This is a genomic window from Nocardia sp. NPDC050718 (assembly GCF_040654235.1).
In the GTDB taxonomy this organism is placed as follows: Bacteria; Actinomycetota; Actinomycetes; order Mycobacteriales; family Mycobacteriaceae; genus Nocardia.
In genome coordinates, this window is record NZ_JBFAHQ010000006.1 from 224,542 (window position 1) to 249,643 (window position 25,102).

The window sequence follows — 25,102 nt, forward strand, 5'->3', positions numbered from 1 at the left end:
CGATCAATGGCAGCTCGACAGCAGGACCACCTGGTCAGCCGACGGACCGTGCTGCGCGGTGCGGCCGCGGTGGCCGCGAGCGCGGGGCTGGCCGCCGGGCCAGCGCAGGGGAGTCCACGGAGGCGAAACAGTCCGGCGGGCACGACCGTCGCGATCTTCGGCGCGGGTATCGGCGGTTTGACCGCCGCCCACGAACTGGCCGAACGCGGCTTCGCGGTGACGGTCTTCGATCGCAAGGAACTCGGCGGGAAGTCGCGCACGATCCCGATGGCGGGCACCGGGGCCGGGGGCCGCGCGGCACTGCCGGGCGAACACGGCGCGCGCGGATTCACCTCCTTCTACCACCACGTGCACGACACCATGCGCCGCATCCCGGTGCCCGGCACGCGGAAGACCGTGTACGACAACCTGATCCCGTTCTCGGTCACCGACCCGCGCTACCCCCGCGCGGGCAACCTGCCCGACGGCTTCCCGCTCATGTTCGGCTTCTACTTCGATCCGGCCGAAGCGCTCACCCCGATGGGGCTGCAGCGGATCCTGACCGAGGTGTTCATGAAGAACAACCTCGTCCCGCTGCCCGAGGCCATCCACATGGCCGGTCGGGTGGTCACCTATCTGACCTCGAGCGAGGAACGGCGCTTCGGCCAGTGGGAGCACGTCAGCTGGTGGGATTTCATCGGCGCGGGCAGCCGATCCCCGCAATTCCAGGCGCTCGCCGCGACCGGCCTGACCCGGGCGCTGGTGGCGGCCAAGGAATACGTGGCCAGCACCCGCACGATGGGCAACATGATGGAGGGCTTCTTCCTCGCGCTGCTGCGGGAGCTCACCGGCGGGCCGAAGGTCTACGAGGTGCTCAACGGCCCGACCAACGAGGCCTGGCTGGACCCGTGGATCACGCTGCTCGAGGGCATGGGTGTGCGATTCCGGCCGGGGGAGGCGCTCGAGGAATTCGTGGTCGCGGACGGGCGAATCGCCGGTGCCCGGATCCGGGGTGCGCGCGGCAACTCGGCGCAGGTCGAGGCCGACTGGTACGTGTGCGCCGTGCCGACCGACCGGGCCCGCGCGCTCTGGACACCGGAACTGCGGGAACTGGATCCGGCGCTGGGCCGGATGGACGCGCTGAACCTCGACTGGATGAACGGCCTGCAGATGTTCGTCAGCGAGCAGCTCGATCTCGGCCGGGGCTACAACATCTACCTCGACGCGCCGTGGCGGCTGACCTCCTACACCCAGCGCGCGTTCTGGGACGTCGACTATCCCGCCGTCTACGGGGACGGCTCCGTCGCCGACGGTCTCACCATCGACATCGCCGACTGGGACACCCCGGGCATCCTGTTCGGCAAGCCCGCGAAATACTGCACCCACCAGGAGATCTACCAGGAGACCTGGGCCCAGCTGACCGCCGCGCTCAACGACGACGGCCGGATCCAGCTGCCCGACGGCATCGTCCGCGAATGGATGATCGACCCCGGCATCGTCTGGAACGGCAGCGAGAACACCAACGACGAACCGCTACTTGTGAACACGATCGGCTCCTGGGACAACCGGCCGACCGCACGGACCCGCGTCCCCAACCTGTTCCTGGCCGCCGACTACGTGCAGACCAACTTCGACCTGGCCACCATGGAGGGCGCCAACGAAGCGGGCCGCACGGCCGCGAACGCCCTGCTCGCCGCCGCGGGCTCGGCGGCGACACCGGCGCAGCTGTTCACCCGGGAGTCGATTCCGGCATTCGAGCCGTTGCGGGCGGCCGACGCCGCCCGTTTCCGCGCGGGTCAGCCGAACCTGTTCGACCTCGGGTGACCCGCGCGGCCTCGGGTCGTGTCGCTAGGCGGTCGCCTCTTCGTACGCGGCGATGATGTCGGCCGCGATTCGGCCGCGCGCCGAGACCGGGTGACCGTTGTTGCTGGCCCAGGTCCTGATCGCGGTCAGATCGTTGCGTCGCGCCGGAGCGGCGGCCGAGGTGGTCGATTCGGAGCGGCGACCGCTCGCCTTGATCCGTCCGGTGCGGCGGGCCGCCGGGATCCACTGTTCGAAGACATCGCGGAGTTTGGCCGCGTTCGTTTCCGACAGGTCGATCTCGTAGCTCGCACCGTCGATTCCGAACGATACGGTCTCGTCGGCGGCGGAGGCGCCGTCGAAATCGTCGACGAGGGTGACAACGACTTTGCGCGCCATGAGGATCCTGTTCGATGAGGGGCTGTTTCCTCAGTGATCGTAATGCGAGCCCGGCGACCGCTTCCGCCGCCCCACTCCCGGCGATATTTCGGGGTTACCCGTCGGTCGGTCGGGGCTCGGTGCGGTGGTCTACCGGCCGCGGTCCTCGGGGCGGACCGCCAGCGCGACGGTAACGGCGAGCAGCCCGAGCACGGCCGCGGTCGGCGCCAGCGCGACCGCGCCGGCCAGGGCCAGCGCCCCGCCGCCGAGACCGGCGCCGAGCGCGACCGCGAGGTAGACCGCTGACCCGTTGAGGCCCATCGCGATCGGCGCGATCGCGGGGACGAGCGCGAAGAACCGGTGCTGCTGCGGCACGATCGAGATGCCGACGCTGATACCGAGGCCGATCATGGCGACGACCGCGCCCAGAGTGGTCGTGCGGGCCGCCGCGAGCAGGACCGCGGCGACGGCGACCCCGGCCGCGCCGAGGGTGAGCGTGCACGGCGCGCCCCGCCGATGGATGAGTCGCGCGACGATCGTGGTGCCGATGACCTGCCCGCACCCGAAAGCCAGCATCGCCGCCACGACCAGCGTGCCGGAGACATCCAGGACCGTGGGCAGGTAGGCGATGAGGAGGAACGCGGGCACGATCACGGTCACGGTGCCGAGTAGGATCGCCCGCACCCGCGCGTCGGTCAGGATGCGCAGCCGGTCACCCAGCGACAGCCTCGGCGCGTGCGCGGGCGGGAGGAACGCCACCGCGCACCCCGCGATCACCGCGGGCACCACCAGGATCCACACGGCGGTGCGCCACCCCCAGGCGTGCCCGGCCAGGATGCCGAACGGGAGTCCCGCGACCAGCGCGAGGGATCCACCACCCGCGACGACGGCCAGCGCGCGGGCCCGGTGCGCGTCGTCGCTCAGCAGCCCCGCCGTGCTGAACGCGTTCGCCTGATACGCCGCCGCTCCGAGCGCCGCGACGACCCGCCCGGCCGCCACCGTCGCGAAGTTCGGCCCCGCCGCCTGCACCACCAGCCCGCCGACGAACACGACCATCCCGCCGACCAGCAGCACCCGGCGATCCCAGCTCCCGGTCAACGCGGCGATCACTGGCGACCCGACCGCGTAGACGATCGCGAACAGCGCGGTCAGCTGCCCCGCCGCGCTGATCGAGACGCGCAGATCGACGGCAACCTCCGGAACCAGCCCCGCCAGCACATAACCATCCACCCCCAGGGTGAAGGTGCCGATGGCGAGCACGAGCAGGTGCGCGAGGGTCAGATTCCGCGGCCCCGCCACCGACGGCGCGTCGAGCTCGGCCCTCGTACTCATCGCGGTCCCCACGGCATGATCCTCAGTCTCGGCGGTCGGCGCCGCAGCGGCCCCCCGATCCCACACCTCCTATCGCTGACAAGCTTTCACCGATCCTCACTCCCCGCACCGACCGGCGCCCCCACCTGCGCTGCCTGCCTTCTCGCGATCCACCCCGCCGGACCCCACGCGCCTGCGCGGTCTGGTCGCCACGGCGTTCACGCCGGGCCGACCGAGGGTTGACTCGGCACGATGGCGGGCGCACCATCGGTGGGGTCGATGCTCCGGGGTGGGAAGAGGTTTTGCCGTGAACGCAAGCGGACAAGGGTTTTTCGATCAGCTCGACTGGTTCGACGAAGGTCATTGCGCGCGGTTGGACGGGGAGCTCGCGTGGGCGCGCGAGCACTGTCCGGTCGTGCACACCGGGTTCGGCGGTGGGATGCATGTGGTGACGCGGTACGAGGATCTCGTCACCGTGGCCGCGCATCCGAAGATCTTCAGTTCGGCCATGCCCGGCTTGACGACGGTGCCGGTCGCGTTGCCGCCGATCGACGTGGATCCGCCACTGCACCACGACTTCCGGGCGTTCCTGAACGGGCCGTTCGCCAAGCCCGCGCTGCAACGGTACGAGCCGGTGGTGCGGCAGCTCGCCGACGACCTGATCGATCGGTTCGCCGAGCGTGGGGAGGTCGAGTTCGTGAGTGAGTTCGCGATCCCGTTCACCGCGGGCGCGCTGGCCAAGATCGTGCTCGACGACGACAACGAGGAGCGCCTGGCCCGCGCGGTCGACGCCGTCACCCAGGTGTCGGTGCAGAACACCCCCGAAAGTTTCGCCGCGGTGGCGGGATTGGCCGCCGAGCTGATGGCGGAGCGGGCAGCGGCGCCGCGCGATGACCTGCTCCAGTCGATCGTCGACGCCACCGTGGAGGGCGGCCGTCCGCTTACTATGGAGGAACGACTCGGGGTCGTCACCGTATTGCTGCTCGGCGGTCTCGACACCACCCGCGGCGCTCTGGCCTACATCGCCGAGTACCTCACCGCGGTCCCCGGTCTGGAGGAGCGCCTGCGTGAACCCGACTGGGCGACCCGCGATCTCGACGAGATCCTGCGCTACACCTCGACCGTCAGCGTCATGGGGCGCGTCGTCGCCGAGGACAACAACCTGCTGGGCGTCCCCCTGGTCAAAGGCGACCGGATCGCCGTGCACTGGCGCTCCGCCAACCGCGACACCGTCCGCTTCGACAACCCCGAACACCTCGACTTCGACCGTAACCACAACCCCCACTTGGCCTTCGGCATCGGCATCCACCGCTGCGTCGGCCGCCACTTCGCCCGCATGCAACTCGACATCGGCATCACCCGCCTCCTGGACCGCCTCACCGGCTTCCGCCTGGCCCCCGGCACCGAGATCGAGCGCTCGGTCGGCATCAGCGTCGGCGCACCCCGCGAACTCCACCTGACTTTCGACAGCGTGACGCGCTGACACCCGCGCTCCGCATCGAGACCGGAGGGCGTGGGGTCGCTAGCCCGGCGTCGTCAGGCCGAGGAGCAGCGCCTCGAACTCGGCGGCGTACCGGTCGGCTCGTTCCTCCGACAGTGAGGTCGAGAAGTCGACGCCGAGCCTGCCCGCCCGGGTGTGGATCATGTGCACCGAGGTGCGCAGTAGTGGATGGTCGGTGTGCCCGGCGGCGGTCATCATGGCGACGAGCGGTGCCCAGTCGAACCGCAACGCGTAGCGCAGATCGGTGATCGTCGTTTCCAGTGGCGTGGGAGTCGGTGCCAGCACGCCCAGGTTCGTCGTGATCGTGCGCGGCACCAGGGGCCGCGGCCGGTCGACGGTATCGGCCATGTGCAGGAACGATTGGTGCACAACACCCGCCGCCAAGTCCGCGGCCAACTGTCCCGTCACGACGGCGCCCACGTCGGCGGGATCCGAACCGGGGTCTACCGCGACGACGGCGTTCGCCATCCCGAGGATGTTCGTGCCCGCCCAGACCGGCACCGGCGGGTCCAGCCTCGGCCGAATGTCCACGGGCGAAACGACATTGATGTCGATCGGCCGATCACCCTCGATCGGCAGGAATCGCCGGGTCGCGACGCCGGCCACACCGGCGACGAGGCTGTGCACCGTCTGACCTCGACGCCTGGCGGTGGCGAGCAGGGCCGTGGTGTCGGCCGCGCGCAGCCGCACCTGGCGCCAGCGCACGGGAGGCGCCGCCCGGCCACTCGGCAGATTCGTGGGAGTGGCGTGGCCCAACCGGTTCGGCGGGCCCGCGGTCCTGACGACGCCGCGTTCGCCGAGTAGTGCCTCGGGGGACCGGGGCACCGGATGCGGTCGGATCGCCGGTGTCCGCCCGGCGGCGAGTTCGGTGTAATACGACCACAACTCGTCGTGCCAGAACTGCACGAGCCTGCCGTCGGCGATCGCGTGGTGGCACGCGAGGGCGACCCGAGTCGGGTCCGTGCCGACGGAGAGCCGCGCGACCGGACCGCCTGCGCCGAGCGTCAGCGTCTCGTCATCGATCCGGCCGATCGGCGCCGTCTCCGGCCGGGCCGGGACCACCAGCTCGAGACGGCGCAGACCGGCGACGGATTCTTCGTCCCCGTCGGTCGGCACGAGCCGGGCGGTGAGCACCGGGTGCGCCCGGCGTACCAGGTCCCACGCCGCCCGCAACCTATCGAGGTCGAGCGGCCCGACCACCTCATCGGTGACCCAGATCGTCGCCGAGGTGACGGCGAAATACGACTCGAACGACGACAGCGGGCGGGCGAAGGCGCGGGTCGGGGACGTTTCCGGCTTCACGACCCGAGGCCACGCAACCAGCGCCGGACGTCGCCGGCCGACGTCAGATGCACCACGGTCAGTTCGGGAAATCGGGCGATCAGTTCTTCGGTGCGGATCCGACGGTCCTCGTAGCGGGCCCAGGCCCACCGAATGGGGTGGTCGTGATCCGGCCAGTTCCGGAACGATTCTCGATTGCCGTTCCACAATTCCCGGCCGGTGACGGCCCGGGTGAACGAGCGCCACACGACCCGCGTCATCACCGTCCGCTTCGGCAGGTCCAGCCAGACGACGGTATCGGCCCGCGTCCACAGCAGATCGCCCAGCCACCGCCGATACTGGTCTTCGGTCACCCAGCACGGCCCCGCCGTGAACTGCTCGACCTCGGCCTCGAATTCCGGCCGCTTCACCCATCCCGGCCCGTGATGCAGCGCATCCAATTCCCGCCTGGGCAGGGCGAGCCGGTCGGCCAGCGCGCCCGCCAATGTCGTTTTCCCCGCCCCCGAGATTCCGGAGATCAGAATCCTCTGCACCGACCCACCTTATCGGCGCCGCGGTCTCGTCAGCGGGGAGCCAGCCGGTGCACGACGATGCCCGAGTCGAACCGGGTGGTGCCGAGCAGCTTCAGGTGTGTGGTGTCGGCCTTGCCGTCGAACAGCCGGGTGCCCGCACCGGCGATGACGGGAAACACCCAGAAGTGGTACTCGTCGACGAGCGCGTTGTCGAGCAGGAGCTGGGAGAACGCGCCGGTGCCGAACTTCAGGAGCGCCCCGTCGGTCCGGGCCTTCACCTCGCGCACGGATTCCACGGTGTCGCCGGCGAGCAACTCGGCGTTCCAGGTCAACTCCGACGGCCGCAGGGTGGTCGAGGCGACGTACTTGGGCAGGGCATTGATGCGGTCGGTGTAGGGGTCGCCCGCCGGGCGCGTCGGCCACACCTGGGCGAAACCCGCGTAGGTCTCGCGGCCGAGCAACAGCCCGTCGGCGGCGGACAGCAACTCCGAGGCGTAGGCGGCGTGCTCGTCGTCCCAGTACGGCGCGCTCCACTCGTGCGGTGCGTCGACGCTGCCGTCGAGAGTGACGAAGGTGGATTCGATCAGCTTGCCCATTGTTCTCTCCTGCATAGTGGTTCGTGCGATGTGAACACTGTGGCCGTGCGGGTTTACGGTTTCCTTACGCACGCGACGACGACGGCCCGTCGTTCACTCGTCGGGGGTCGTCAGGCCGGTCCGGAAGGCGATCACGACGAGCTGGGCGCGGTCGCGGGCACCCAGCTTGGTCATCGCGCGGCCGACATGGGTGCGGGCGGTGGCGGGACTGAGGAACAGCGCCGCGCCGATCTCGTCGTTGCTCATTCCCCGGCCGACCAGGGCGAGGACCTCGCGTTCCCGGTCGGTGAGCACCGACAGCCGGTCCGCGGCCGACGCGGCCAGCCGGCGTTGTGCGGCGAACTGCCCGATCAGGCGGCGGGTGACCCGCGGCGCCAACAGGGCGTCCCCGGCCGCGATCACCCGGATGGCATGCAGCAGCTCGGCCGGGCCCGCGTCTTTGAGCAGGAACCCGCTGGCCCCGGCCTGCAGGGCATCGAAGACGTTCTCGTCCGTGTCGTAGGTTGTGAGGATCAGGACCTTGACGTGCTCGAGCCCGGGGGTGCCCGCGATGCGCGCGGTGGCCCGAATCCCGTCGAGAGTGGGCATGCGAATGTCCATCAGCACCACGTGCGGGCGGGCGGTCCTGGCGAGATCGCACGCTTCGACGCCGGTGGTGGCCTCGCCGACCACGCTGATGTCGTCCTCCAGGTCAAGCAGCACCTTGAACCCCGATCGGACGAGATGCTCGTCGTCGGCGAGGACGACCTTGATCGCGGGCGCCGGGCTCACCGGAGCGCTCCGACCCGATCCAGCGGGAGCTGGGCGAGGACCTCGAACCCGCCGTGCGGCAACGGATTCGCGGTGAGATCTCCGCCGAGCAGGCGGCAACGTTCCCGCATGCCGGTGATGCCGCGACCGTCGCCACCGCCGTCGGCGAGTTCCGGTGCGCGCGCCGCCTCGGCCGGTCCGGTGTCGGCCACCCGGACCCGGAGCCCGTCGGCACTCGACTCCAGGACCACGGTCACCGAGGTGCGCCCGACGTGGCGGATCACATTGGTGATCGACTCCTGCACGATCCGGTAGGCCGCGCTCTCCACCGCGCTCGGCAGCGGCGTCCTGGCGTCGGACCGTTCGACGGTGAGTTCGAGTCCGGCCTCGCGGGCCATGTCGAGAATGTCGTCGAGCTGCCCGAGCCCTGGGCTCGGTGCGCGGCGGTCGTCACCGCGCAGCACGCCGAGGATCGCCCGCATCTCCCGCAGTGCTCGCGCGCTGGTCTGCTCGATGATCCGCAGCGTCTCGCGCGCCTGCTCCGGTCGCTTGTCGAGAATGTGCGCGGTGACACCGGACTGCACATTGATGATCGCGATGGCGTGCGCGACGGTGTCGTGGACTTCCCGCGCGATCCGGAGCCGTTCGGCGTCGACCCGCGCTCTGGCCTCCTCCTCGCGATGTCGCTCGGCCAGTTCGGCGCGCTGCTGGGCGTCGGCGGCGATGATCCGGCGGGAGCGCACCGACATCCCCAGCGTCATGCTGATCACCGTCGCGCCGATGCGGAAGAACACCCAGCCGATGGCCACGCTCGGCTCGGTGTCGGCGGCCGCCGCCAGCCAGCCCAGCGACAGCACCGCGATGCCCGCGCCGGCGATCACCACCGAGTGGCGACGGTCGCTGTGCGCGGTGAGGGTATAGGTGGCGACGAACAGTGCGAGGCAGGACAGGCGGTCGGGAAATCCGAGACCGAAGTACACCAGGCTGAGCACACCGGTGATGCCGAAAATCAGCACCGGATAACGGCGCCGGACGACGAGCACGCCGCCGCCGAGGATCAGCAGCGCATAAGCGGCATGCCCGAAATCGGTGACGGGCCTGGCCACCGGCTCCGCCCCGAGCGCCGTCCCCGCGCTCTCCACCTGCATCCCGATGACGAACAACGCCAGCAGCAGATCCGTCAGCCACGGTGGCCTGCGGGCCGCCCACGCCCTCGCTCGCGGTACAGGGCCGCCCACGCCCTCGCTCGCGGTACATCCCACCGTCGCATGTCGTGATCGTAGGGGACCGGTCGCCGCGTCCGCATGGGTGCGAGGGTGCGCTCGGCTACGCGGCTCGGCGTAGCCGATAGGGCCGGGGCTACGTCGATCGGCGTAGCGGCGCGATGCCGGCGCCGGACGCGAAAAGTACAGGCCGGGAGTGGAATCGGAGGCATGAAACGTATCGTCTCCGTCGGGGCGGCAGTGCTCGCTCTCACCTCCATGACCGCCGCCGGTCGCGCGTCGGCCCAGTCACCGGAACCCGGCAGTGTCGTCACCGCACGCGAATTGACCGGCGGCGAACTGATTCCCGGCGCGGCGCGCGGCTACCGCCTGCTCTACCGGACGACCGGACAGCACGGCGAACCCCAGGTCAGCGGCGCCACCGTCCTGGTGCCCGCGGGCGACCCGCCCGCGGGCGGATGGCCCGTGGTGTCCTGGGCGCACGGGACCAGCGGCATGACCTACGGGTGTGCCCCCAATCTCGATGGCGGGCAGGCCGACACGTTCGACGAGACACCGCAGATGTCCACCTACCTGGACCAGGGCTACGCCGTCGCGGCGACGGACTACATCGGGCTGGGCGGACCGGGGACCTACGAGTACCTGGCGTGGCGCGCGGCGGGCCACGCCGTCCTCGACGCCGTGCGCGCCGGCCACACCGTGGACCCGCGGCTGTCGCGGTCGTTCGTGGCGGCCGGACATTCCATCGGCGGCCAGGCCGCGCTCGCCGCGTCGCGGCTGTGGCCGGACTACGCCGCCGACCTGGACCTGCGTGGCACCGTCGCCTACGCGCCGACCAGCAATATCGGCGAGGCGATCGCGGCGCTCGCCCGTCCCGGCACACCGGCCCTGCCCGGTCTCGACGGGCTCCATGCCCGGCTGGTCATGATCCTGGCCGGGCTCGATCACTCCCGCCCGGACATCGGGGTGGCCGACTATCTGACTCCGCACGGCAGGCATCTGCTCGATGTCGCCCGGGCCGGCGAGGACTGCCTGGGCGTGCTGGAGGCCGCGGTCGCGGGCCGACCGGTCGGCGCGTTGTTCGCCGCGCCCCTGGCCGATTCACCGCTCATGACGGCGTTGGCGGACTATCTCGCCCCGCCCACCGACGGGTTCCGGCGGCCGGTGCTGCTCCTGCAAGGTGACGCGGACCGGGTTCAGCCGATGCCGACCACGGTGCTGCTGCAGGAGCAGCTCCGGTTCGCCGGGGCCGACAGCAGGCTCGTGCGCCATCCCTCGGCCGACCACTTCGCCATCCTGGTGGCCACCGCGGGCGACACGCGATCGTTCCTCGCCGGGGTGCTTCCGGCGAGCTGACCGCGAGATCGAAGACCGTTACGCCGCAGCCGATTCCGTCGTCTCGGTGGTCGGCTGACGTCGGCAGCGGCGGCGGGCACGCAGGACGTGTTCGGGGTCGCCCGCCGCCCGGTCGTAGACGAAGAACACCACCCTCGTGATCAGCCGTGCCGGTGCGTCCAGCCATCGGCGCGGCGTGATGCCGAGCTCGGCCGCCGCCCAGCCGGGCAGCATCCCCACGATCACCCGCAGCAGGATATTGGCGCAGTACCAGATCGGAAACCGGGACAGGGCCGCCACCGTCGCGCTGACCGGCCTGCCGAAGCGGGCGAACAGCTCGCCCACCCGGCGGGCGCCGTCCCGGGCGACGGTGCCGTGCCACGACCCGACCTCGTGCAGGATCCACGCCGCTTCCGCCCGCGCGGCGGCGCGGTCGGCGGCGGACTCGGCGAGCTCGCCGCGCACGGTGTGCCAGTACGCTTCGACGGCCGCGCGATTGCGGGGAACGGCTGTGCCGCCGAGCTTCTCACCGATCGGGGCGATGTCGGCCCAGTACCGGTCGACGTCGTCGGGTGCCAGCGCCCGTCCGCTGAGCCGCTGATAGCCGTCGAGGAACCCACCCCAGATGGTGACGTGCACCCAGGTGATCAGGTCCGGGTCGGCGGCGTTGTAGTCGCGTCCGTTGATCGTCCCCGAGACCGGCACGTGCATCCGGTTGACGACCTCGATCACCTGATCGGAGACCGGACCGGCCGCATAGGTGGTCGCGCGGACGAAGCCCGCGGTCCGGGCCAGACGGCCGAGCGGATCGCGCTCCAGCTCGGTGTGCTCGAGCGTGCCGCGCAGGACCACCGGATGCAGGGTGCCGATCAGCAGCCCGACCACCCCGCCCAGCAGCGCGGCGGGCTGGTGACCGAGCACCCGCCACGCCGGACTGTCCGGGCCGGTGTATCCCTGATCGCCCGCCGGTTCGTCGTAGGACTCCCACGGGAGATAGCCGGCGTCGAGAATGAGGACGGGCAATCCGTGGATCAGGGGGCGCGGGCTGTACCGTCCCCAGACCGGCTCGATCGAACTCATCGTTCCCCCTCCCCGCGCAAACCCCGGGAACTCTGAAGGGTCTGCGGGACAAGCTGTTCGGCAGTAGGGGACACCCTAGCGGCGGAAGCGATGCGCGACAACGCGACCGACTCACCCCCAGGGCGCCGCCCGCAGGTGGGCGATCTCGTGCCGGGTGCGCGCGGTCGCGGTGTCGGCGGCGCGGCCGACCGCGATCATCGACAGCACGGCCCAGCCCGGATTGGGGGCGAGGTCGGCGGTGACCGCGTCCCGGTCGAAGGCGCGGAATTGGTGGCAGGCCAAGCCGAGGGCTTGGGCTTGCACGGTGAGGTGGGCGACGGCCTGGCCCAGGTCGTAGTCGGCGAACTCCGAGTACGGCAGATCGGAGTCGTCGACGAAGCGCCGGGCCAGCGTGACGATCAACAGCCCCGCGTCGGGCGCCCAGCGCGCCGAACTCGGTGCCAGATACCGGAGGAGCCGCTTGTGCTCGACCTCGCCCGGCCGGGCCGGATAGAAGCTCCACGGCTGCGAGTTGCCCGCCGAGGGCGCCCACCGCGCCGCCTCGAGCAGCACGTCGAGGGTCTTGTCGTCGACGGTTCCCGCCGGGTCGAACGCGCGCGGGCTGTAGCGGCCGGCCAGGAGCGGATGCAGGCGGATCGGTTCGGAAGACACGCTCACTGCCAACCCGGGTCCGCCCGTTCGTATGCCCGTCGTCACCGCGCGGCGATGCGGCCGATGATCTCGACCGCCCTGGCGAGCTGCGCGATCTCCTCGCCGGACAGCTCGGACAGCCGTTCGGTCATCCAGGATTCGGAGGCCCGGGATTCCTCGGCCAGCAGCGCCTGCCCGGTGGGGGACACCGACAGCAGCGTCTGCCTGCGATCGGTCGGGTGCGGTCGCCGATCGATCAGGTTGAGCTCGGTGAGCGACGCGATGGTCCGCGTCATCGAGGGATGGCGCACCTGTTCCCGGTCGGCCAGCGCGCCTGCCGCCATCGCCCCTTCCCGGCCCAGGGTGGTCAGGGCCGAGAGCTGGGACAGCGAAATCTGCGGATCGGCGCGGTGGCCGCGCAGGCGGCGGGCGAGCCGCACGGTGGCCAGGGACAGGGCGCCGGCCAGATCAGGGGTTGTCGACAACGTGGACACGGATCCGAAACTACGAACCGGTCCCGGTGGTCAGCTGTCAGTGAGCTGAGAATTTCCCATGAACTCCCGAGCGCGGGTCGGGTCGGTGCGTCGAGATCGGTTGTCGCCCAGACCGGTCGACGGTGGCACCGGTTCAGGGGAGGAGGGTGTCGAGCATCCGCATGAGCAGATCCCGTACCTGCGGCCAGGGCGGATGGACGTCACCGAGGCCGGGAATCGAGGCGAGGGTAGAGGAACCGCGCACGGTGGACACGGCCACCGAGATGGCATCGGGAAAACCCGCCGCCCGCGCGTAGGTGGGCAGCGCCGCGGCCGCTATCGCGTGGATGGCCGCGAGTCCGGCCCGCGTCGAGGGCACCACCTGTTCCGCGATCTCGGTATCGGTTCTGGCCGCGTTGAGCAATTCGATCACCGCCGAGCCGATCGGCAGGTTGTGTAGGTCCCACAGCCGGTCGAGCAGTTCCTCGGCGCGGTCGCGTTCGGTCTCGGCGCGCAGCGGCGTGGCCACGGCCTCGGCGGCCAGCTCGTCGACCATCCGCTGCAGCGCGGCGTCGACCAGGGCGTTCTTGGTCGGGAAGTAGTGCTGCTGGGCGCCTTGGCTCACGCCCGCCCGCTCGGCCACCCGGCGGGTGGTCAGCGCCGCGTACCCGCCGTCGGTCAGCACCTGGATCGTGGCGTCGAGCAGGGCGTCGACCGTCGCGGCCCGCCGCTGCGACTGGGTACGGGTCGGGTTCGGCACAGGCCGATCCTACCGATGGCCAGATTTGCCAGTCGAATGACTTGTAATGCAACTGACTGGTAACTACGGTTGCCTGGGACCGCACACCGCAATCGGGAGAGACACGATGAAGGATTTCAACGGCAAGGTCGCCGTGGTCACCGGCGCCGCCTCGGGTATCGGGCGCGCGCTGGCCGTCGAGCTGACCGCGCGCGGCGCCCGCCTGGCGATCAGCGACGTCGACGCCGCGGGCCTGGCCCGCACCGCCGAACTCTGCGGCGGCGCACCACATCAGCAGATCCTCGACGTCGCCGATCGCGAGGCCGTGCACGCCTACGCCGACGCCGTGGCCGCCACCTTCGGCACGGTGAACCTGGTGATCAACAACGCGGGCATCACCAAGTTCGGCACCGTTGACGAGACGCCCTACGCCGATCTGGAAGCCGTCATGGACGTCGACTTCTGGGGCGTCGTGCACGGGACCAAAGCGTTCCTGCCACACCTGATCGCCTCCGGTGACGGGCACGTGGTCAATATCTCCAGCGTCTTCGGCCTGTTCGGCGTGCCCACCCAGAGTTCGTACAACGCGGCCAAGTTCGCGGTCCGTGGCTACACCGAGGCCCTGAGCCAGGAGATGCTGATCTCCGGCCACCCGGTGGCGGTGACCTGCGTGCACCCGGGTGGCGTGCGGACCGGCATCGTGGCGAGCGCGACCTCGAGCGTCGGCACCGACATGACCGCCCTGCGCACCCTGTTCACCGAGAAGCTCACCCCGACCAGCCCCGAGTCCGCCGCGCAGACCATCCTGCGCGGCGTCCTCGCGCGCAAGCCGCGCGTACTGATCGGCTACGACGCCGTCGCCATGGACACCGCGGTGCGCCTGCTCGGACCGACCTACCAGCGGCTGTTCGCCTCCGTGGCGACCAGGGTGCTCGGCGCGCTCGCGCCGCGGCCGGTCCAGACGGGAGCGCACCGATGACCGAAGCGATCGCGCAGCGCACCCTGTCCGACCGGGTCGAACTCCCGTGTGGCGCAACGCTGCCCAATCGGTTGATGAAGTCGGCACTGAGCGAGGCGCTCGCCGACGCGCACCACGGCCCGACCGAGCGCCTGGAGAACCTGTACCGGCGGTGGGCGGACGGTGGGTTCGGCCTGGTCGTCACCGGCAATGTCATGGTCGATCGCCGTCACCTCGGCGAGCCCGGCAATGTGGTGATCGAGGACGACCGCGACCTCGATCGGCTGCGGCGCTGGGCCGGGGTCTTCGCCGGCACCGGCACCGCGCTCTGGATGCAGCTCAATCACCCTGGACGGCAAGCGAATCCGCTGGGACGTGGGCGTCCGGTGGCGCCCAGCGCGGTGGCGGCGGGCGTACCGGGCGCGAGCACGCCGCGAGCGCTGACCGAAGGCGAGATCCTCGACATCGTCGAGCGGTTCGCCACCGCGGCCGCGGTCGCCGAGGCCGCCGGGTTCGACGGTGTGCAGATCCACGGCGCGCACGGCTATCTCGTGACGCAGTTCCTCTCGCCGTCGGCCAACCTGCGCGATGACTACTGGGGCGGTGATCCGGTGCGCCGCAGGCGATTCCTGCTCGAGATCGTGCGCGCGATCCGGGCCAGGGTGTCGCCCGGCTTCGCCGTCGGGGTCAAGCTGAACTCGGCCGACTTCCAGCGCGGCGGCTTCTCCGAGGAGGAATCGCGGGAGGTGGTGCGCGCGTTGACCGCGGAGCGGATCGACCTGCTCGAGATCAGCGGTGGGTCCTACGAGTCCCCGGCGATGATGGGCACGGCCGCCGCGTCCACCATCGCGCGTGAAGCGTACTTCCTCGAATACGCCCGCACGGTCGCCGGAATCGCGGAGGCGCTGCCGGTCGCGGTCACCGGCGGATTCCGTACCCCCGACGCGATGACCGAGGCCGTCGCCTCCGGCGACTGCGACCTGATCGGCCTCGGCAGGCCCACCTGCCTGCTCCCCGACGCCGGGCACGCGGTCCTTCGGCGTCGCGTGGATCGCCTACCCAGCCACACCCTGCGCGTCCCCTTCGCCGACCGCGCACCCCAGCTGCGGCCCCTGGTCGGCGTCCTGGACCTGCAGTGGCACACCGATCAACTGCACCGCATGGGCGCCCGCCGCGACCCCGACCCCGCCCGCCCCTGGTGGCGCACCGCCGTCGACGCCTCGCTCCGCAACGGCGCCGATCTGTGGCGCCCCAAACGCGGCTGAGGTGAACCTCTCGTCCCGGCCGGGTATCTCGGCCGGGACGATCCCATCGGTCGGTCGGCGTAGTCGTCCGGCGACACGGCCGATGCCCGGGACCGCGCCGGTGACGACAGCTACTCTGCCCTGGCAGCCGGTCGACCGAGGTCTCCCGCGGACTGCGGGGTGCGGGCGTGGTCGGTGATGACGCGGGCGAGCCGGTCGAGGACGCCGGGCGTGAGATGGTGCCGCATCCCGGGGATTTCGAGATAGCGGGCGCCGGGGACGGCGACCGCGGTGGCGCGACCACCGCTGGGATGCACCATCAGGTCGGTGTCGCCGTGGATCACCAGGGTCGGCGCGGCGATGATGCGCAACTCGACGGTCCGGTCGCCGGACGCCTGGATCGCCCCGATCTGGCGGGCGATGCCTTCGTGCGCCCGCGGACCGGCGCCGCGGATCCACGCCCCGGCGGCCCATCGGCACTCGAGCGCCGGATCGGGCGGGAAGGTCGTCGACCCGATGTGGCGCAGCAGGGCCAGATGGCGATCGACGGCCTGGTCCGTCGTGCGCGGCGGGCGCGCACCCAGCCGGGCCTTCGTCGACCACGCGGGCTGACCCACCTTCGGATTCCCCGTCGTCGAGAAGATCGACGTGAGGGTGACGACGCGTTCGGGATGCCGGGCGGCGAGGGTCTGTGCGATCATCCCGCCCATGGACATGCCGACCACATGCGCGGCCCCGATGTCGAGGTAATCGAGCAGCCAGTAGACGTCGTCGGCCATATCGGCGAGCGTGTACGCGTCGCGGCGCGGACGCGAGAACAGCATCCGCGCGGTGCCGGGCGGTCGACCATGCCCGGCACTGGATCGGCCGACATCCCGGTTGTCGAACCGCACCACCCGGAACCCGGCCGCGGCGAGCTGGTCGACCAGGCGCGCAGGCCAGGCCGTCAGATCGAGGCCGAGTCCGGCGACGAGGACCAGGGGGACGCCGCCCGCAGGCCCATCGATCCGGTAGCAGATGCGCGCGCCGGTCGGCAGTGGCATCACCCGTTCCCGTTCCGCCCCACCGTCGGGAGCCGTCACGCGGGGACCGTCGCCGTGCGTCGGGCCGGCTGGTGCGCGGTCTCGAAGTGCAGCTCCGGGTCGAGGACGTCGGCCTCGCGCAACAGCTTCACATCGTCCTGGTAGTTCATCGAGGTCCGCCACGGCATCCGGTCGCCCTGGCTGGGCAGTTGATCGACGACCCGCTGGATGTACCCGGCGGCGAAGTCGAGGAACGGCCGGGTCGACATGGCGGTGTCGGCGATCTCGGCGCGGGCGATCCGGTAGCCGTTGTCGTCCATGTGAGCCAGCACGCGGCAGAAGTGTTCACACAGCAGGCCGATCTTCAACGTCCACGAGGAGTTCGTGTAGCCGATGGCATAGGCGAGATTCGGTACGCCCGAGAGCATCAGGCCCTTGTAGGCCACCGTGTCCGACACCGCGACCGTGCGGCCGTCGATCGTCACCGGGACGCCGCCGAACGCCTGCACGTTCAGCCCGGTCGCGGTGACGATGATGTCCGCCTCGAGTTCGCGGCCGGAGGTCAGCCGGATCCCGTTCTCGGTGAAGGTGTCGATGCGATCGGTGACCACCGAGGCCGTGCCGTTGCGGATGGACCTGAACAGGTCACCGTCGGGCACGGTGCACAGCCGCTGCTCCCACGGGTTGTACGGCGGATGGAAGTGTTCGTCGACCGGATAGCCCGCGGGCAGCTGCTTCGCGTTGGTCCATCGGATGATCCGGCGCATCCGGTCCGGGTACTTCTGCGACAGACTCCAGACGAGCTTCTGCTGGGCGATGTTCTTGCGGCGGGTCAAGGCGTAGCCGCGCTCGTCGCCGAACAGGCGCTTGAGCGCGTTCGCGATCGGGTCCTTCCTGGGCACCGGCAGGATGTAGGTCGGGGTGCGCTGCAGCATCGTCACGTGCGCGGCGGTCTCGGCCATCGCGGGAATCAGCGTGACCGCGGTCGCGCCGCTGCCGATCACCACGACGCGTTTGCCCGCGTAGTCGAGGTCCTCGGGCCAGTGCTGCGGGTGCACGACGGTGCCCTGGAACCGGTCGCGGCCGGGGAATTCGGGGGTGAACCCTTCGTCGTAGCGGTAGTAGCCCGCGGCGGAGAAGATCCAGTCGGCGGTGAGTTCGAGGTGTTCGCCGGTGTCGGTGCGTTCGACCTGCACGGTCCAGCGTGCTTCCGCCGACGACCACGAGCCGCCGACGACCCTGTGGTGGTAGCGGATGGTGTCGTCGAGTCCGTTCTCGGTGGCCGTTTCGCGCAGGTAGTCCAGGATGCGTGCGCCGTCGGCGATGGATTGCTCGTCGCGCCAGGGCTTGAACTCGTAGCCGAAGGTGTGCAGGTCGGAATCGGAGCGGATGCCGGGGTAGCGGAACAGGTCCCAGGTCCCGCCGAGGCTGCCGCGGGCCTCGAGGATGGTGAAGCTCTTGTGCGGCAGCAGGGTTCGCAGGTAGCGCCCCGCGCCGATGCCGGAGATCCCGGCACCGATGATCAGGACGTCGACGTGGTCGGTGCCCGTCTGCGCCGGTTCGGCGGTCGGGGTGGATGTCATGGCGGCTCCTTGATCCGGCTCCGCGGTGCGTGTGCCGGTGCGGAGGCTGAGGGCGACGTGCTCGGCCCGGGCGAAACGGCGCCGGGGCTGGGTGTGCCTTCCAGAGTCCGCCGGATCGACGGCCTTGCGCTACGACATAAAGACGCAGCATGATCGAAAGATGCGGCAAAATGATGCACGCGATCTGCGCTGGCCCGAGCCCGGGCCGGAGATCGTCGCCCTGATCCGGACGGCGGCCGAAACAGCGCTCACCCCGTCGGGGGAATGGCTGGAAGACCTGCACGCCGCCTCGCTGGCGGGGGAGCGGATGCGCCGGATCGCCGAGGACCCGGCGCTCGCGGCGGCGGTGCGGCGCGCCAACCTCGCCAACATCACCCACTGGGCCTGGTCGAACGTGCAGCATCCCGGCCGCCGGGTCCCACCGCACCTCGGCCCCGAAGCCCTGACCGCGGCGCGGGACCTGGTCCGGCGCGGCCTGGACGAATCCTCCCTCGATGCCTATCGCACCAGCTATAGCGTCGTCTGGAACCGCTGTATGGAGATCTGCTTCGGGCTGACCGACGACCCCGCGCAGCTCCGCGAGCTGCTGGAGTTGGCGTCGCTGTCGATCTCGACCTATGTCGAGGACACCGTCGCCGCCATCACGGCCCAGATGAAGGCCGAACGCGAGGACCTGACCCGCGGCACCAACGCCGAACGGCGCGCGACCGTCTCGCTGCTGCTCGAGGGCGCGCCGATCCGCCGCGGCGAGGCCGAACGCCAGCTCGGCTACCGGCTGACCGGCCCGCACACCGCGGCCGTCCTCTGGGCGAGCTCGCCCGGCGCGAGCGACCAGCTCGAAATGGCCGCCGAACTGCTGCTGCGCGTCGGCGGCGCCCGCCCCCCGGGCCCCCTGGGGGGCCGCGCCCCCCCGCTGGGGGGGTGGCTAACCGTCGACGCCGCCCCCGGCCGGGTCCCGGTGACCACCGGTCTCTCCGACGCCCCGGACGTGCGTGTCGCCATCGGCAGACCCGGCCTCGGCATCCCCGGCTTCCGCCGCAGCCACCTCGACGCCCTCGAAACCCAGCGCATGCTGACCCGGCTCACCTCCCACCGCCGCGTAGCCCGCCACGAAGACGTCCAACTGGTCGCCGTCCTGACCGCCGACCCGCTCCGCGCCGACGAATTCGTCACCGACACCCTAGGCGACCTCGCCACCGCCGACCCCGACGTCCTCGAAGCGATCACCACCTACCTCGAACACCAATGCAGCATCACCCGCACCGCCGACCACCTCTACACCCACCGCAGCACCATCGTCCGCCGCGTCTCCCGCGCCGACGAACTCCTACCCCGCCCCTTGTCGAGCAACACCATCGCGGTGGGTGCCGCCCTCGAAGTCCTCCGCTGGACCCGATGACCCGACCCTGCTCTCGCGGTCAGTTCACACCGATGCTGTAGCCCCGCGCAACGACACCGAATTCCCTTGTCTTGGAGCATCTTTAGGAAACAGTGCGATGAAGTGTGCCCTAGCCACGCGCGAAACCCGGATGGTCCCGGAATGGTCCCCAACTGCGCGCGGCCCATGAACCAGAAAAATCCCCTCCGACCGAGGTCGGAGGGGATTTTTGCATGGTCGGGCTGACAGGATTTGAACCTGCGACCACCTGACCCCCAGTCAGGTGCGCTACCAAGCTGCGCCACAGCCCGTTCTTGCCCCCGTCTCCGGGTGCTCGAAAAGATTACCGCACTAGTCGGCGTAGGAACTAATCGGCTGGTAGACGGCTGTTTTTGCGTTCCCGCGAGGTCCGAGCGCACGTATCGCTGCCATGCCACCCCGGATGACTGGCAGACGCGACACGTAGGTGGACCCGGTCCTGACTATAGGTTTGTGTGCTCGGCGGGACCATCCACGATGGGGGCTGCGGGCGACCTCGGGATCGTTGCTGGTCGACTGGTAGTCGAGGCGGATTTCGTTCTGGGCTGAGAGAATGTGCGATGTTCCCGAGACCGGTCCGCCGAACCCGCCTTCAGCGAAACCGGAGCGGGGCACCATCGGCAGTAGGGTCGGCAAGTAATGGTGGAAGAGAATCCGGGCGCGTGCGCACCGACCGAGGCGCTGTTCATCGGGGGGCGGTCAGGAGTGGGGAAGAGCGCTGTCGGCAACGAGATTCATGCCCAGTTGTCTGTTGCGGGAGTGCGACGCTGCGTGATCGATGGCGACTTTCTCGACATGGCGTACCCGTCGGCGGAAGATCATGGACTAGCTGAGCGGAACCTCGCCGCGATGTGGGCCAACTACCGCGTGCTGGGATATCGGAGATTGATCTACATCAACACGGCCAGTGTCCTGGGTGAGGTGACCGACCAGTTGACCGCAGCTATGGGCGACAGCCCCCATGTCATCGGTGTGCTTCTGACCTGCACGGACGAGACCGCGCTCCGGCGCCTTTCCCAACGCGAGAAAGGTTCCACCCTGGACGCGCATCTCGAACGCAGTGCCGCCATGGCGCATCGGCTGAACAGTGGGTCCCGGCCCCAGATCCGCCGAGTCGCGACCGACGAACGGTCGATCATCGCATTGGCCACGGAGATCATCAGGTTCGCGGAGTGGCTCCCGCCGGAGACTCGAGCGCGTGGACGCGGGGTACGACGATGAGTGTGAGGACGCGGTCACCGGTCGACGATCTCGGTCCACTCCGCACCGACCGGGCGAACCGTGTATTCGACTGCCTCATTCGGGATCTCAGTACGACCGCGAGGGAGCTGCCTGGTTCTTGCCTGGGTTGGGTGTTGGTTCGGCGGTCACAATGAACGGATGCAGGTGTTCATTGCCGAGTCCGAGATCCGGTTCACGGACTGTCCGTTCGTAGGTGCGTCGGTGTATCCGCACGGGACGGTCGCGGTCGGGCAGATCCGTGATGTCGACCCTGCCGCCTTGCCGCCGGAAGTCCGTACTGTGGGCGGCGAGACGTTGTTCGTCAGGCGCCGCGGATCGGTCCGAGTTGGCGGTGTTCTGCTCGCGCAACGCGATCCTGGTCCGCAGCCGTCCCGATATTTGGGCTGATCTGCCCGGACCTTTCCTCGACACCACAGTCGACGCCGACGCGGAACGGTCCACTGAGGACCGACTACACCGCCACGGGGCGCGCTGAGATCGAGGCGGCGGGCATCGATACCGGTATCTCGATGCGTGACGATCACCTGCGCTCACCAGATTTCCTCGATGTCGGCAGCTATCCGATCATCGCGTTCACCGGTCTCGGATTGCGCCGCACCGTCAAGATCGAACTCGACATCGAGGTCGTGCAAGGCGATCGACTACCCGCAATGTAGCGGAGGCGAGTGGGGAGGAGCTCGGGCTGTCGACGTGGTCTGCGCCCGAGCGGTGTTCTCCGCGAGCGCACGCACGCCATGTCCGAGCGGAGCTCCACGGGAATCGCGGCGGTACCGAGCTGTTACGTAACTTCTTGTGGTCGTGTGGATCCCGGGGACAGTGAAGGCATGACAAAACAGTCGATCGCGCCGTGCTCGATCAGGCGTTGACGGATCTGGGCAGCGGCGAGAAGGTTTGGTCGAAGACGACGCCGGCCGAGCGTCGAGACCTGCTGAGCCGAGTCCACGGCCTGACCGGTCGCTACGCGGCGGACTGGGTGCGGGCGGCAATCGAGATCAAGAGCCTGGACGAGGACTCGCCCCTGCTGGGTGAAGAGTGGATGTCGGGACCGCTCGCTCTCCTGCAGGGGATCGAAGCGCTGGGCGACACCGCGCAAGCGCTCGCCGAGGGTCGAAGCCCGCTGGACGGTGTGCGGATCGACGCGGCGCCCGGCGGTCGCGTCGCGGTGCCGGTGCTGCCTTTCGACACGCTGGACAAGCTTGTCCTCAACGGGTTTCGCGCCGAGGTCTGGCTGCGCCCTGGCGTCGACGCGGAAACCGCCAGGCGACGGGCCGGCCTCGCGCAGCTCGATCCGGCTGCTACCGCGGGAATCGGCGTTGTCCTGGGAGCGGGCAACATCATGTCGATCGCTCCGCTGGACGTTCTCTACGAGTTGTTCGCGCACAACCGGGTGGTCGCGCTGAAACTGAACCCGATCACCGATCCGCTGTTGCCGGTGTTCGAGAAGATCTTCGCGCCCTTCATCGACCTCGGTGTCGTGCGCATTCTGCGCGGTGGCGCCGCCGAGGGCGGGTACCTCGTCGAGCATCCCGCCGTCGCCCACGTTCACATGACCGGCGGTACGCAAACTCACGATGCCATCGTGTGGGGCCAGGGCGCTGAGGGTGACAAGCGGCGCCGGTCCGGTAAACCGCTGCTGGACAAGCCGATCACCGGCGAGCTCGGTGGCGTCTCGCCGACCATCGTGGTTCCCGGGCCGTGGAATGGCGACGATCTGAGGTTCCAGGCCGAACACGTAGCCACCTCGCGGCTGCACAACGGCGGCTACAACTGCATCGCCGTGCAGGTCGTCGTCGTGAGCCGGGATTGGGAGCACAAGGCGACGTTCCTCGACGAACTGCGCGCGGCTCTGCGGCGGGCGCCCCAGCGCGCCGCCTATTACCCGGGTAGCGCGGGACGGGTGGACGCGGCGCTGAAGTCCTATCCGGGCGCGACCGAGTTCGGTGGGCGGGTGCTGGTCGAGAATCTGCCGACCGCCGACAGTCCGTTGCTGCGCACCGAGTATTTCTCCCTGGTCCTCGGCGTCGTCGAGCTCCCCGGCACTGGTGCGGAGTTCCTCGCCGGCGCGGTGGAATTCGCCAATGACGAATTGATGGGCACGCTCGGCGCGAACATCCTCGCGCACCCGGATACGCTCGCGGAACTGGGACCGGCGTTCGACGGCGCGATCGAGAGCCTGCGATACGGAACCATCGCGGTGAACGCGTGGACCGGACTGGCGTTCGGCATCGCGCGAGCTGCCTGGGGCGCCTACCCGGGGCACACCCTCGCCGATATCCAGAGCGGCATCGGTGTCGTCCACAACGCGCTGTTGCTCGACGATGTCGAACGGACCGTGGTGCGGGGGCCGTTCCGGCCCGCACCACGCGCCCTGCTGTCGGGAATGTTCACGCTCAGCCCGAAACCGCCGTGGTTCGTGACCAACCGCACCGCGGTGGCTACCGGACGTGATCTCGTCGATTTCTACGCGCATCGCCGCTACGGGAAGCTTCTGAGGATCTTCTACTCGGCGCTGGCCGGCTGACCTGTTCGCTCGCTGACACCGCGCGCGACGATGTCGGCGATCGTGTCGACGTAGTCGGGGCCGAGCGTCTGCCCGCGCAGTACCAGACGCGCCCACAGCGAGCCCGCCAGTAGATCGATCACGGTGCCGGCGTCGGTGTCGGCCGCGATCTCCCCGCGTGCGACCGCCCTGTCGAAGATGACCTGCTCGCGCTCGAGCCGATCGCTGAAGAACCGGTGGCCGACAGTGGCGAGCGCCGGTCGCGACGCCGAGGCGGACAAGACCGCCGCCGCGATGGCCGCGGTGTCCTCGGCGGTCAGCAGTCGGGCGATCTCGCGTCCGAGCGCGGCTAGATCGCCGCGGAACGTTCCGGTGTCGGGAATGGAGATCCGCAGCGGCGCTGCGACCGTCAGCGCCGCCGCCACCAGGGCGTCCTTGGAAGGCCACCACCGGTACAGCGTGGTCTTGTTGACCCCGGATCGGTGGGCGACCGCCTCCATCGTCATGTCGTCGTACCCGGCCTCGGCGAGGAGCTCGAGGGCGGCGAGGTAGATGACCTCCGCTTTACGCGGGCCTGCGGCGGGTGAGTCGGTGGCGGACACGCCGCAATGATACAACGCAACGTTGCGTTGCAATTCTGCCTGCGCTAGCCTCATTGCAACGCAACGTTGCGTTGCTTATCGCGAGGAGGGGTTGCGATGTCGGATCGTCTGCCGGTGGTTCTCATCCACGGAATCAGGCTCAGCGGCGCGGCCTGGACGATGGTCGCCGATCGTGTCGCCGACGATCATCCGGTGATCGCGGTCGACCTGCCAGGACACGGTCGCCGTCGCGGCGAGAAGTTCACCCTCGCCGCCGCTGCCGAAACAGTGCGCACCGCCATTGATTCCGTCGGTGGCCGGGCCCTGGTCGTCGGGCATTCTCTGGGGGGATACGTCGGTATCGCGGCGGCCGCCGAGGCTCCCGGCGCAGTGGTCGGCCTGGTCGTCGCCGGCTCGACCTGTGTGCCGAGTCGAACGCTGATGCTGCCCTTTTCCATCATGCATCGGGTGCTGTCGCTGCAGTCCGACGGCGGGCGGCGGGCGAGTGCGCGCCTGTTCGACGCGATGCTGCCGGGACCGGTGGCGGCCGCAGTGAACGGCGGGGGCATCGCCACCGAGGTGATCCCGGACGTAGTCGCCGAGCTCAGCCGATTCGATGTGCTCGGGGCGCTGGCCTCGTACCCGGGTCCCGTGTGGCTGATCAACGGCCGCCATGATCACCTGCGGATCCACGAACGCCGCTTCGTCCGGGCCTGCCACAGCGGACGGCTGAGCGTGGTTCCCCGAGCCGGGCACTATCTGCCACTGGCCGATCCGGTACGGTTCGCCGGCTTCGTTCGCGAAGCGGCGGCGTCGGCTGAGAACCGCCTGAACACCGACCCGATCTGAGTTTCGCGCTCCAGCGGTGACGGCCCGCGGGATGCTGCCCGCGGGCCGTCGCCGTCAGCGCTGCGGCACTGCGAACTCCAGCCCTGTGGACTTGCGAACGGTGATGATCCGAACTTCT

Annotated in this window: 24 protein-coding genes, 1 tRNA gene and 1 pseudogene; 11 read left to right on the forward strand and 15 right to left on the reverse strand. The window is 69.9% G+C overall.

Annotated features, from left to right (window positions below; translation table 11 throughout):
- Positions 1-6 precede the first annotated feature (6 nt).
- On the forward strand, positions 7-1,803 hold the full coding sequence (locus tag AB0H54_RS26685) for an FAD-dependent oxidoreductase (protein ID WP_357348849.1): 1,797 nt from the start codon (positions 7-9) through the stop codon (positions 1,801-1,803).
- A 24-nt stretch (positions 1,804-1,827) separates the two neighbouring features.
- Here the strand turns inward: AB0H54_RS26685 and AB0H54_RS26690 are convergent, their stop codons facing one another.
- Complete coding sequence (locus AB0H54_RS26690; RefSeq protein ID WP_355282535.1) at positions 1,828-2,178, reverse strand: Lsr2 family protein; 351 nt, start codon at positions 2,176-2,178, stop codon at positions 1,828-1,830.
- A gap of 129 nt (positions 2,179-2,307) precedes the next feature.
- Positions 2,308-3,489: an MFS transporter gene (locus AB0H54_RS26695; RefSeq protein ID WP_357348851.1), complete on the reverse strand. Its 1,182-nt coding sequence runs from the start codon at positions 3,487-3,489 to the stop codon at positions 2,308-2,310.
- Positions 3,490-3,883: 394 nt separating this feature from the next.
- Here AB0H54_RS26695 and AB0H54_RS26700 point away from each other — a divergent pair, with 394 nt between their 5' ends.
- Positions 3,884-4,951, forward strand: coding sequence for a cytochrome P450 (locus AB0H54_RS26700; protein WP_357348853.1), 1,068 nt, complete (start codon positions 3,884-3,886; stop codon positions 4,949-4,951).
- Positions 4,952-4,990: 39 nt separating this feature from the next.
- On the opposite strand, the gene AB0H54_RS26705 is transcribed toward AB0H54_RS26700, so the two are convergent.
- The 5 genes from AB0H54_RS26705 to AB0H54_RS26725 all read right to left on the reverse strand — a co-directional run bounded on the left by AB0H54_RS26705 (position 4,991) and on the right by AB0H54_RS26725 (position 9,346).
- On the reverse strand, positions 4,991-6,271 hold the full coding sequence (locus AB0H54_RS26705) for a hypothetical protein (protein ID WP_357348855.1): 1,281 nt from the start codon (positions 6,269-6,271) through the stop codon (positions 4,991-4,993).
- Positions 6,268-6,735 carry an AAA family ATPase gene (locus tag AB0H54_RS26710; protein ID WP_357348857.1) on the reverse strand — a complete coding sequence of 156 codons (468 nt, stop codon included), beginning with the start codon at positions 6,733-6,735 and terminating at the stop codon, positions 6,268-6,270. Before AB0H54_RS26710 ends, AB0H54_RS26705 begins: the two co-directional genes overlap by 4 nt.
- A gap of 77 nt (positions 6,736-6,812) precedes the next feature.
- Positions 6,813-7,358, reverse strand: coding sequence for a dihydrofolate reductase family protein (locus AB0H54_RS26715; RefSeq protein WP_355282552.1), 546 nt, complete (start codon positions 7,356-7,358; stop codon positions 6,813-6,815).
- A 93-nt stretch (positions 7,359-7,451) separates the two neighbouring features.
- Positions 7,452-8,129 (reverse strand): response regulator transcription factor, encoded by a 678-nt coding sequence (locus tag AB0H54_RS26720; protein ID WP_357348859.1) that lies wholly within the window; start codon positions 8,127-8,129, stop codon positions 7,452-7,454.
- Positions 8,126-9,346, reverse strand: a complete 1,221-nt coding sequence (locus AB0H54_RS26725) for a histidine kinase (RefSeq protein ID WP_357348861.1) — start codon at positions 9,344-9,346, stop codon at positions 8,126-8,128. The genes AB0H54_RS26720 and AB0H54_RS26725 overlap by 4 nt, the downstream gene beginning before the upstream one ends.
- A 195-nt stretch (positions 9,347-9,541) precedes the next feature.
- Here AB0H54_RS26725 and AB0H54_RS26730 point away from each other — a divergent pair, with 195 nt between their 5' ends.
- Positions 9,542-10,687 carry a lipase family protein gene (locus AB0H54_RS26730; RefSeq protein WP_357348863.1) on the forward strand — a complete coding sequence of 382 codons (1,146 nt, stop codon included), beginning with the start codon at positions 9,542-9,544 and terminating at the stop codon, positions 10,685-10,687.
- Between the two features lie 18 nt (positions 10,688-10,705).
- Here the strand turns inward: AB0H54_RS26730 and AB0H54_RS26735 are convergent, their stop codons facing one another.
- The 4 genes from AB0H54_RS26735 to AB0H54_RS26750 form a co-directional block, all read right to left on the reverse strand.
- Positions 10,706-11,746, reverse strand: a complete 1,041-nt coding sequence (locus AB0H54_RS26735; RefSeq protein ID WP_357348865.1) for an oxygenase MpaB family protein — start codon at positions 11,744-11,746, stop codon at positions 10,706-10,708.
- Between the two features lie 111 nt (positions 11,747-11,857).
- On the reverse strand, positions 11,858-12,397 hold the full coding sequence (locus AB0H54_RS26740; protein WP_357348867.1) for a nitroreductase family protein: 540 nt from the start codon (positions 12,395-12,397) through the stop codon (positions 11,858-11,860).
- A 41-nt stretch (positions 12,398-12,438) separates the two neighbouring features.
- Complete coding sequence (locus AB0H54_RS26745; protein ID WP_355282570.1) at positions 12,439-12,870, reverse strand: MarR family transcriptional regulator; 432 nt, start codon at positions 12,868-12,870, stop codon at positions 12,439-12,441.
- Positions 12,871-13,003: 133 nt separating this feature from the next.
- Entirely contained in the window at positions 13,004-13,609 is a 606-nt protein-coding gene (locus AB0H54_RS26750; protein WP_357348869.1) for a helix-turn-helix domain-containing protein, read from the reverse strand.
- A 106-nt stretch (positions 13,610-13,715) separates the two neighbouring features.
- Here AB0H54_RS26750 and AB0H54_RS26755 point away from each other — a divergent pair, with 106 nt between their 5' ends.
- On the forward strand, positions 13,716-14,567 hold the full coding sequence (locus AB0H54_RS26755; RefSeq protein WP_357348871.1) for an SDR family NAD(P)-dependent oxidoreductase: 852 nt from the start codon (positions 13,716-13,718) through the stop codon (positions 14,565-14,567).
- Positions 14,564-15,811, forward strand: coding sequence for an NADH:flavin oxidoreductase/NADH oxidase family protein (locus AB0H54_RS26760; protein WP_357348873.1), 1,248 nt, complete (start codon positions 14,564-14,566; stop codon positions 15,809-15,811). The genes AB0H54_RS26755 and AB0H54_RS26760 overlap by 4 nt, the downstream gene beginning before the upstream one ends.
- A 110-nt stretch (positions 15,812-15,921) precedes the next feature.
- Here the strand turns inward: AB0H54_RS26760 and AB0H54_RS26765 are convergent, their stop codons facing one another.
- On the reverse strand, positions 15,922-16,872 hold the full coding sequence (locus AB0H54_RS26765) for an alpha/beta fold hydrolase (RefSeq protein ID WP_357348875.1): 951 nt from the start codon (positions 16,870-16,872) through the stop codon (positions 15,922-15,924).
- Positions 16,869-18,395, reverse strand: coding sequence for an NAD(P)/FAD-dependent oxidoreductase (locus tag AB0H54_RS26770; RefSeq protein WP_357348877.1), 1,527 nt, complete (start codon positions 18,393-18,395; stop codon positions 16,869-16,871). The genes AB0H54_RS26765 and AB0H54_RS26770 overlap by 4 nt, the downstream gene beginning before the upstream one ends.
- A gap of 160 nt (positions 18,396-18,555) precedes the next feature.
- Here AB0H54_RS26770 and AB0H54_RS26775 point away from each other — a divergent pair, with 160 nt between their 5' ends.
- Positions 18,556-19,794, forward strand: a complete 1,239-nt coding sequence (locus AB0H54_RS26775) for a helix-turn-helix domain-containing protein (protein ID WP_357348879.1) — start codon at positions 18,556-18,558, stop codon at positions 19,792-19,794.
- A gap of 213 nt (positions 19,795-20,007) precedes the next feature.
- Here AB0H54_RS26775 and AB0H54_RS26780 read toward each other — a convergent pair.
- Positions 20,008-20,084 (reverse strand) — tRNA-Pro (locus AB0H54_RS26780).
- 367 nt (positions 20,085-20,451) lie between these two features.
- Here AB0H54_RS26780 and AB0H54_RS26785 point away from each other — a divergent pair.
- The 4 genes and pseudogenes from AB0H54_RS26785 to AB0H54_RS26800 all read left to right on the forward strand — a co-directional run bounded on the left by AB0H54_RS26785 (position 20,452) and on the right by AB0H54_RS26800 (position 23,575).
- Complete coding sequence (locus AB0H54_RS26785) at positions 20,452-21,033, forward strand: ATPase (protein ID WP_357348881.1); 582 nt, start codon at positions 20,452-20,454, stop codon at positions 21,031-21,033.
- Between the two features lie 159 nt (positions 21,034-21,192).
- Positions 21,193-21,441, forward strand: a complete 249-nt coding sequence (locus AB0H54_RS26790; protein WP_357348883.1) for a hypothetical protein — start codon at positions 21,193-21,195, stop codon at positions 21,439-21,441.
- A 77-nt stretch (positions 21,442-21,518) separates the two neighbouring features.
- Positions 21,519-21,710 (forward strand): annotated as a pseudogene (locus tag AB0H54_RS26795) (YceI family protein); the annotation flags it as partial.
- 191 nt (positions 21,711-21,901) lie between these two features.
- Entirely contained in the window at positions 21,902-23,575 is a 1,674-nt protein-coding gene (locus AB0H54_RS26800) for an aldehyde dehydrogenase family protein (protein WP_357348885.1), read from the forward strand.
- Here AB0H54_RS26800 and AB0H54_RS26805 read toward each other — a convergent pair.
- Positions 23,554-24,156 carry a TetR/AcrR family transcriptional regulator gene (locus tag AB0H54_RS26805; RefSeq protein WP_357348887.1) on the reverse strand — a complete coding sequence of 201 codons (603 nt, stop codon included), beginning with the start codon at positions 24,154-24,156 and terminating at the stop codon, positions 23,554-23,556. The genes AB0H54_RS26800 and AB0H54_RS26805 overlap by 22 nt on opposite strands.
- 96 nt (positions 24,157-24,252) lie before the next feature.
- Here AB0H54_RS26805 and AB0H54_RS26810 point away from each other — a divergent pair, with 96 nt between their 5' ends.
- A complete protein-coding gene (locus AB0H54_RS26810) occupies positions 24,253-24,984 on the forward strand; it encodes an alpha/beta hydrolase (RefSeq protein ID WP_357348889.1) in 732 nt (243 codons plus the stop codon).
- The last annotated feature ends 118 nt before the right edge of the window (positions 24,985-25,102 follow it).

Coding starts and splice junctions, on each gene's coding strand:
- AB0H54_RS26695 (WP_357348851.1), bottom strand. CDS start 3,489: ATGAGTACGAGGGCCGAGCTCGACGCGCCGTCGGTGGCGGGGCCGCGG.
- AB0H54_RS26790 (WP_357348883.1), top strand. CDS start 21,193: ATGCAGGTGTTCATTGCCGAGTCCGAGATCCGGTTCACGGACTGTCCG.
- AB0H54_RS26690 (WP_355282535.1), bottom strand. CDS start 2,178: ATGGCGCGCAAAGTCGTTGTCACCCTCGTCGACGATTTCGACGGCGCC.
- AB0H54_RS26755 (WP_357348871.1), top strand. CDS start 13,716: ATGAAGGATTTCAACGGCAAGGTCGCCGTGGTCACCGGCGCCGCCTCG.
- AB0H54_RS26735 (WP_357348865.1), bottom strand. CDS start 11,746: ATGAGTTCGATCGAGCCGGTCTGGGGACGGTACAGCCCGCGCCCCCTG.
- AB0H54_RS26685 (WP_357348849.1), top strand. CDS start 7: ATGGCAGCTCGACAGCAGGACCACCTGGTCAGCCGACGGACCGTGCTG.
- AB0H54_RS26760 (WP_357348873.1), top strand. CDS start 14,564: ATGACCGAAGCGATCGCGCAGCGCACCCTGTCCGACCGGGTCGAACTC.
- AB0H54_RS26810 (WP_357348889.1), top strand. CDS start 24,253: ATGTCGGATCGTCTGCCGGTGGTTCTCATCCACGGAATCAGGCTCAGC.
- AB0H54_RS26775 (WP_357348879.1), top strand. CDS start 18,556: ATGCGGCAAAATGATGCACGCGATCTGCGCTGGCCCGAGCCCGGGCCG.
- AB0H54_RS26715 (WP_355282552.1), bottom strand. CDS start 7,358: ATGGGCAAGCTGATCGAATCCACCTTCGTCACTCTCGACGGCAGCGTC.
- AB0H54_RS26730 (WP_357348863.1), top strand. CDS start 9,542: ATGAAACGTATCGTCTCCGTCGGGGCGGCAGTGCTCGCTCTCACCTCC.
- AB0H54_RS26770 (WP_357348877.1), bottom strand. CDS start 18,395: ATGACATCCACCCCGACCGCCGAACCGGCGCAGACGGGCACCGACCAC.
- AB0H54_RS26785 (WP_357348881.1), top strand. CDS start 20,452: ATGGTGGAAGAGAATCCGGGCGCGTGCGCACCGACCGAGGCGCTGTTC.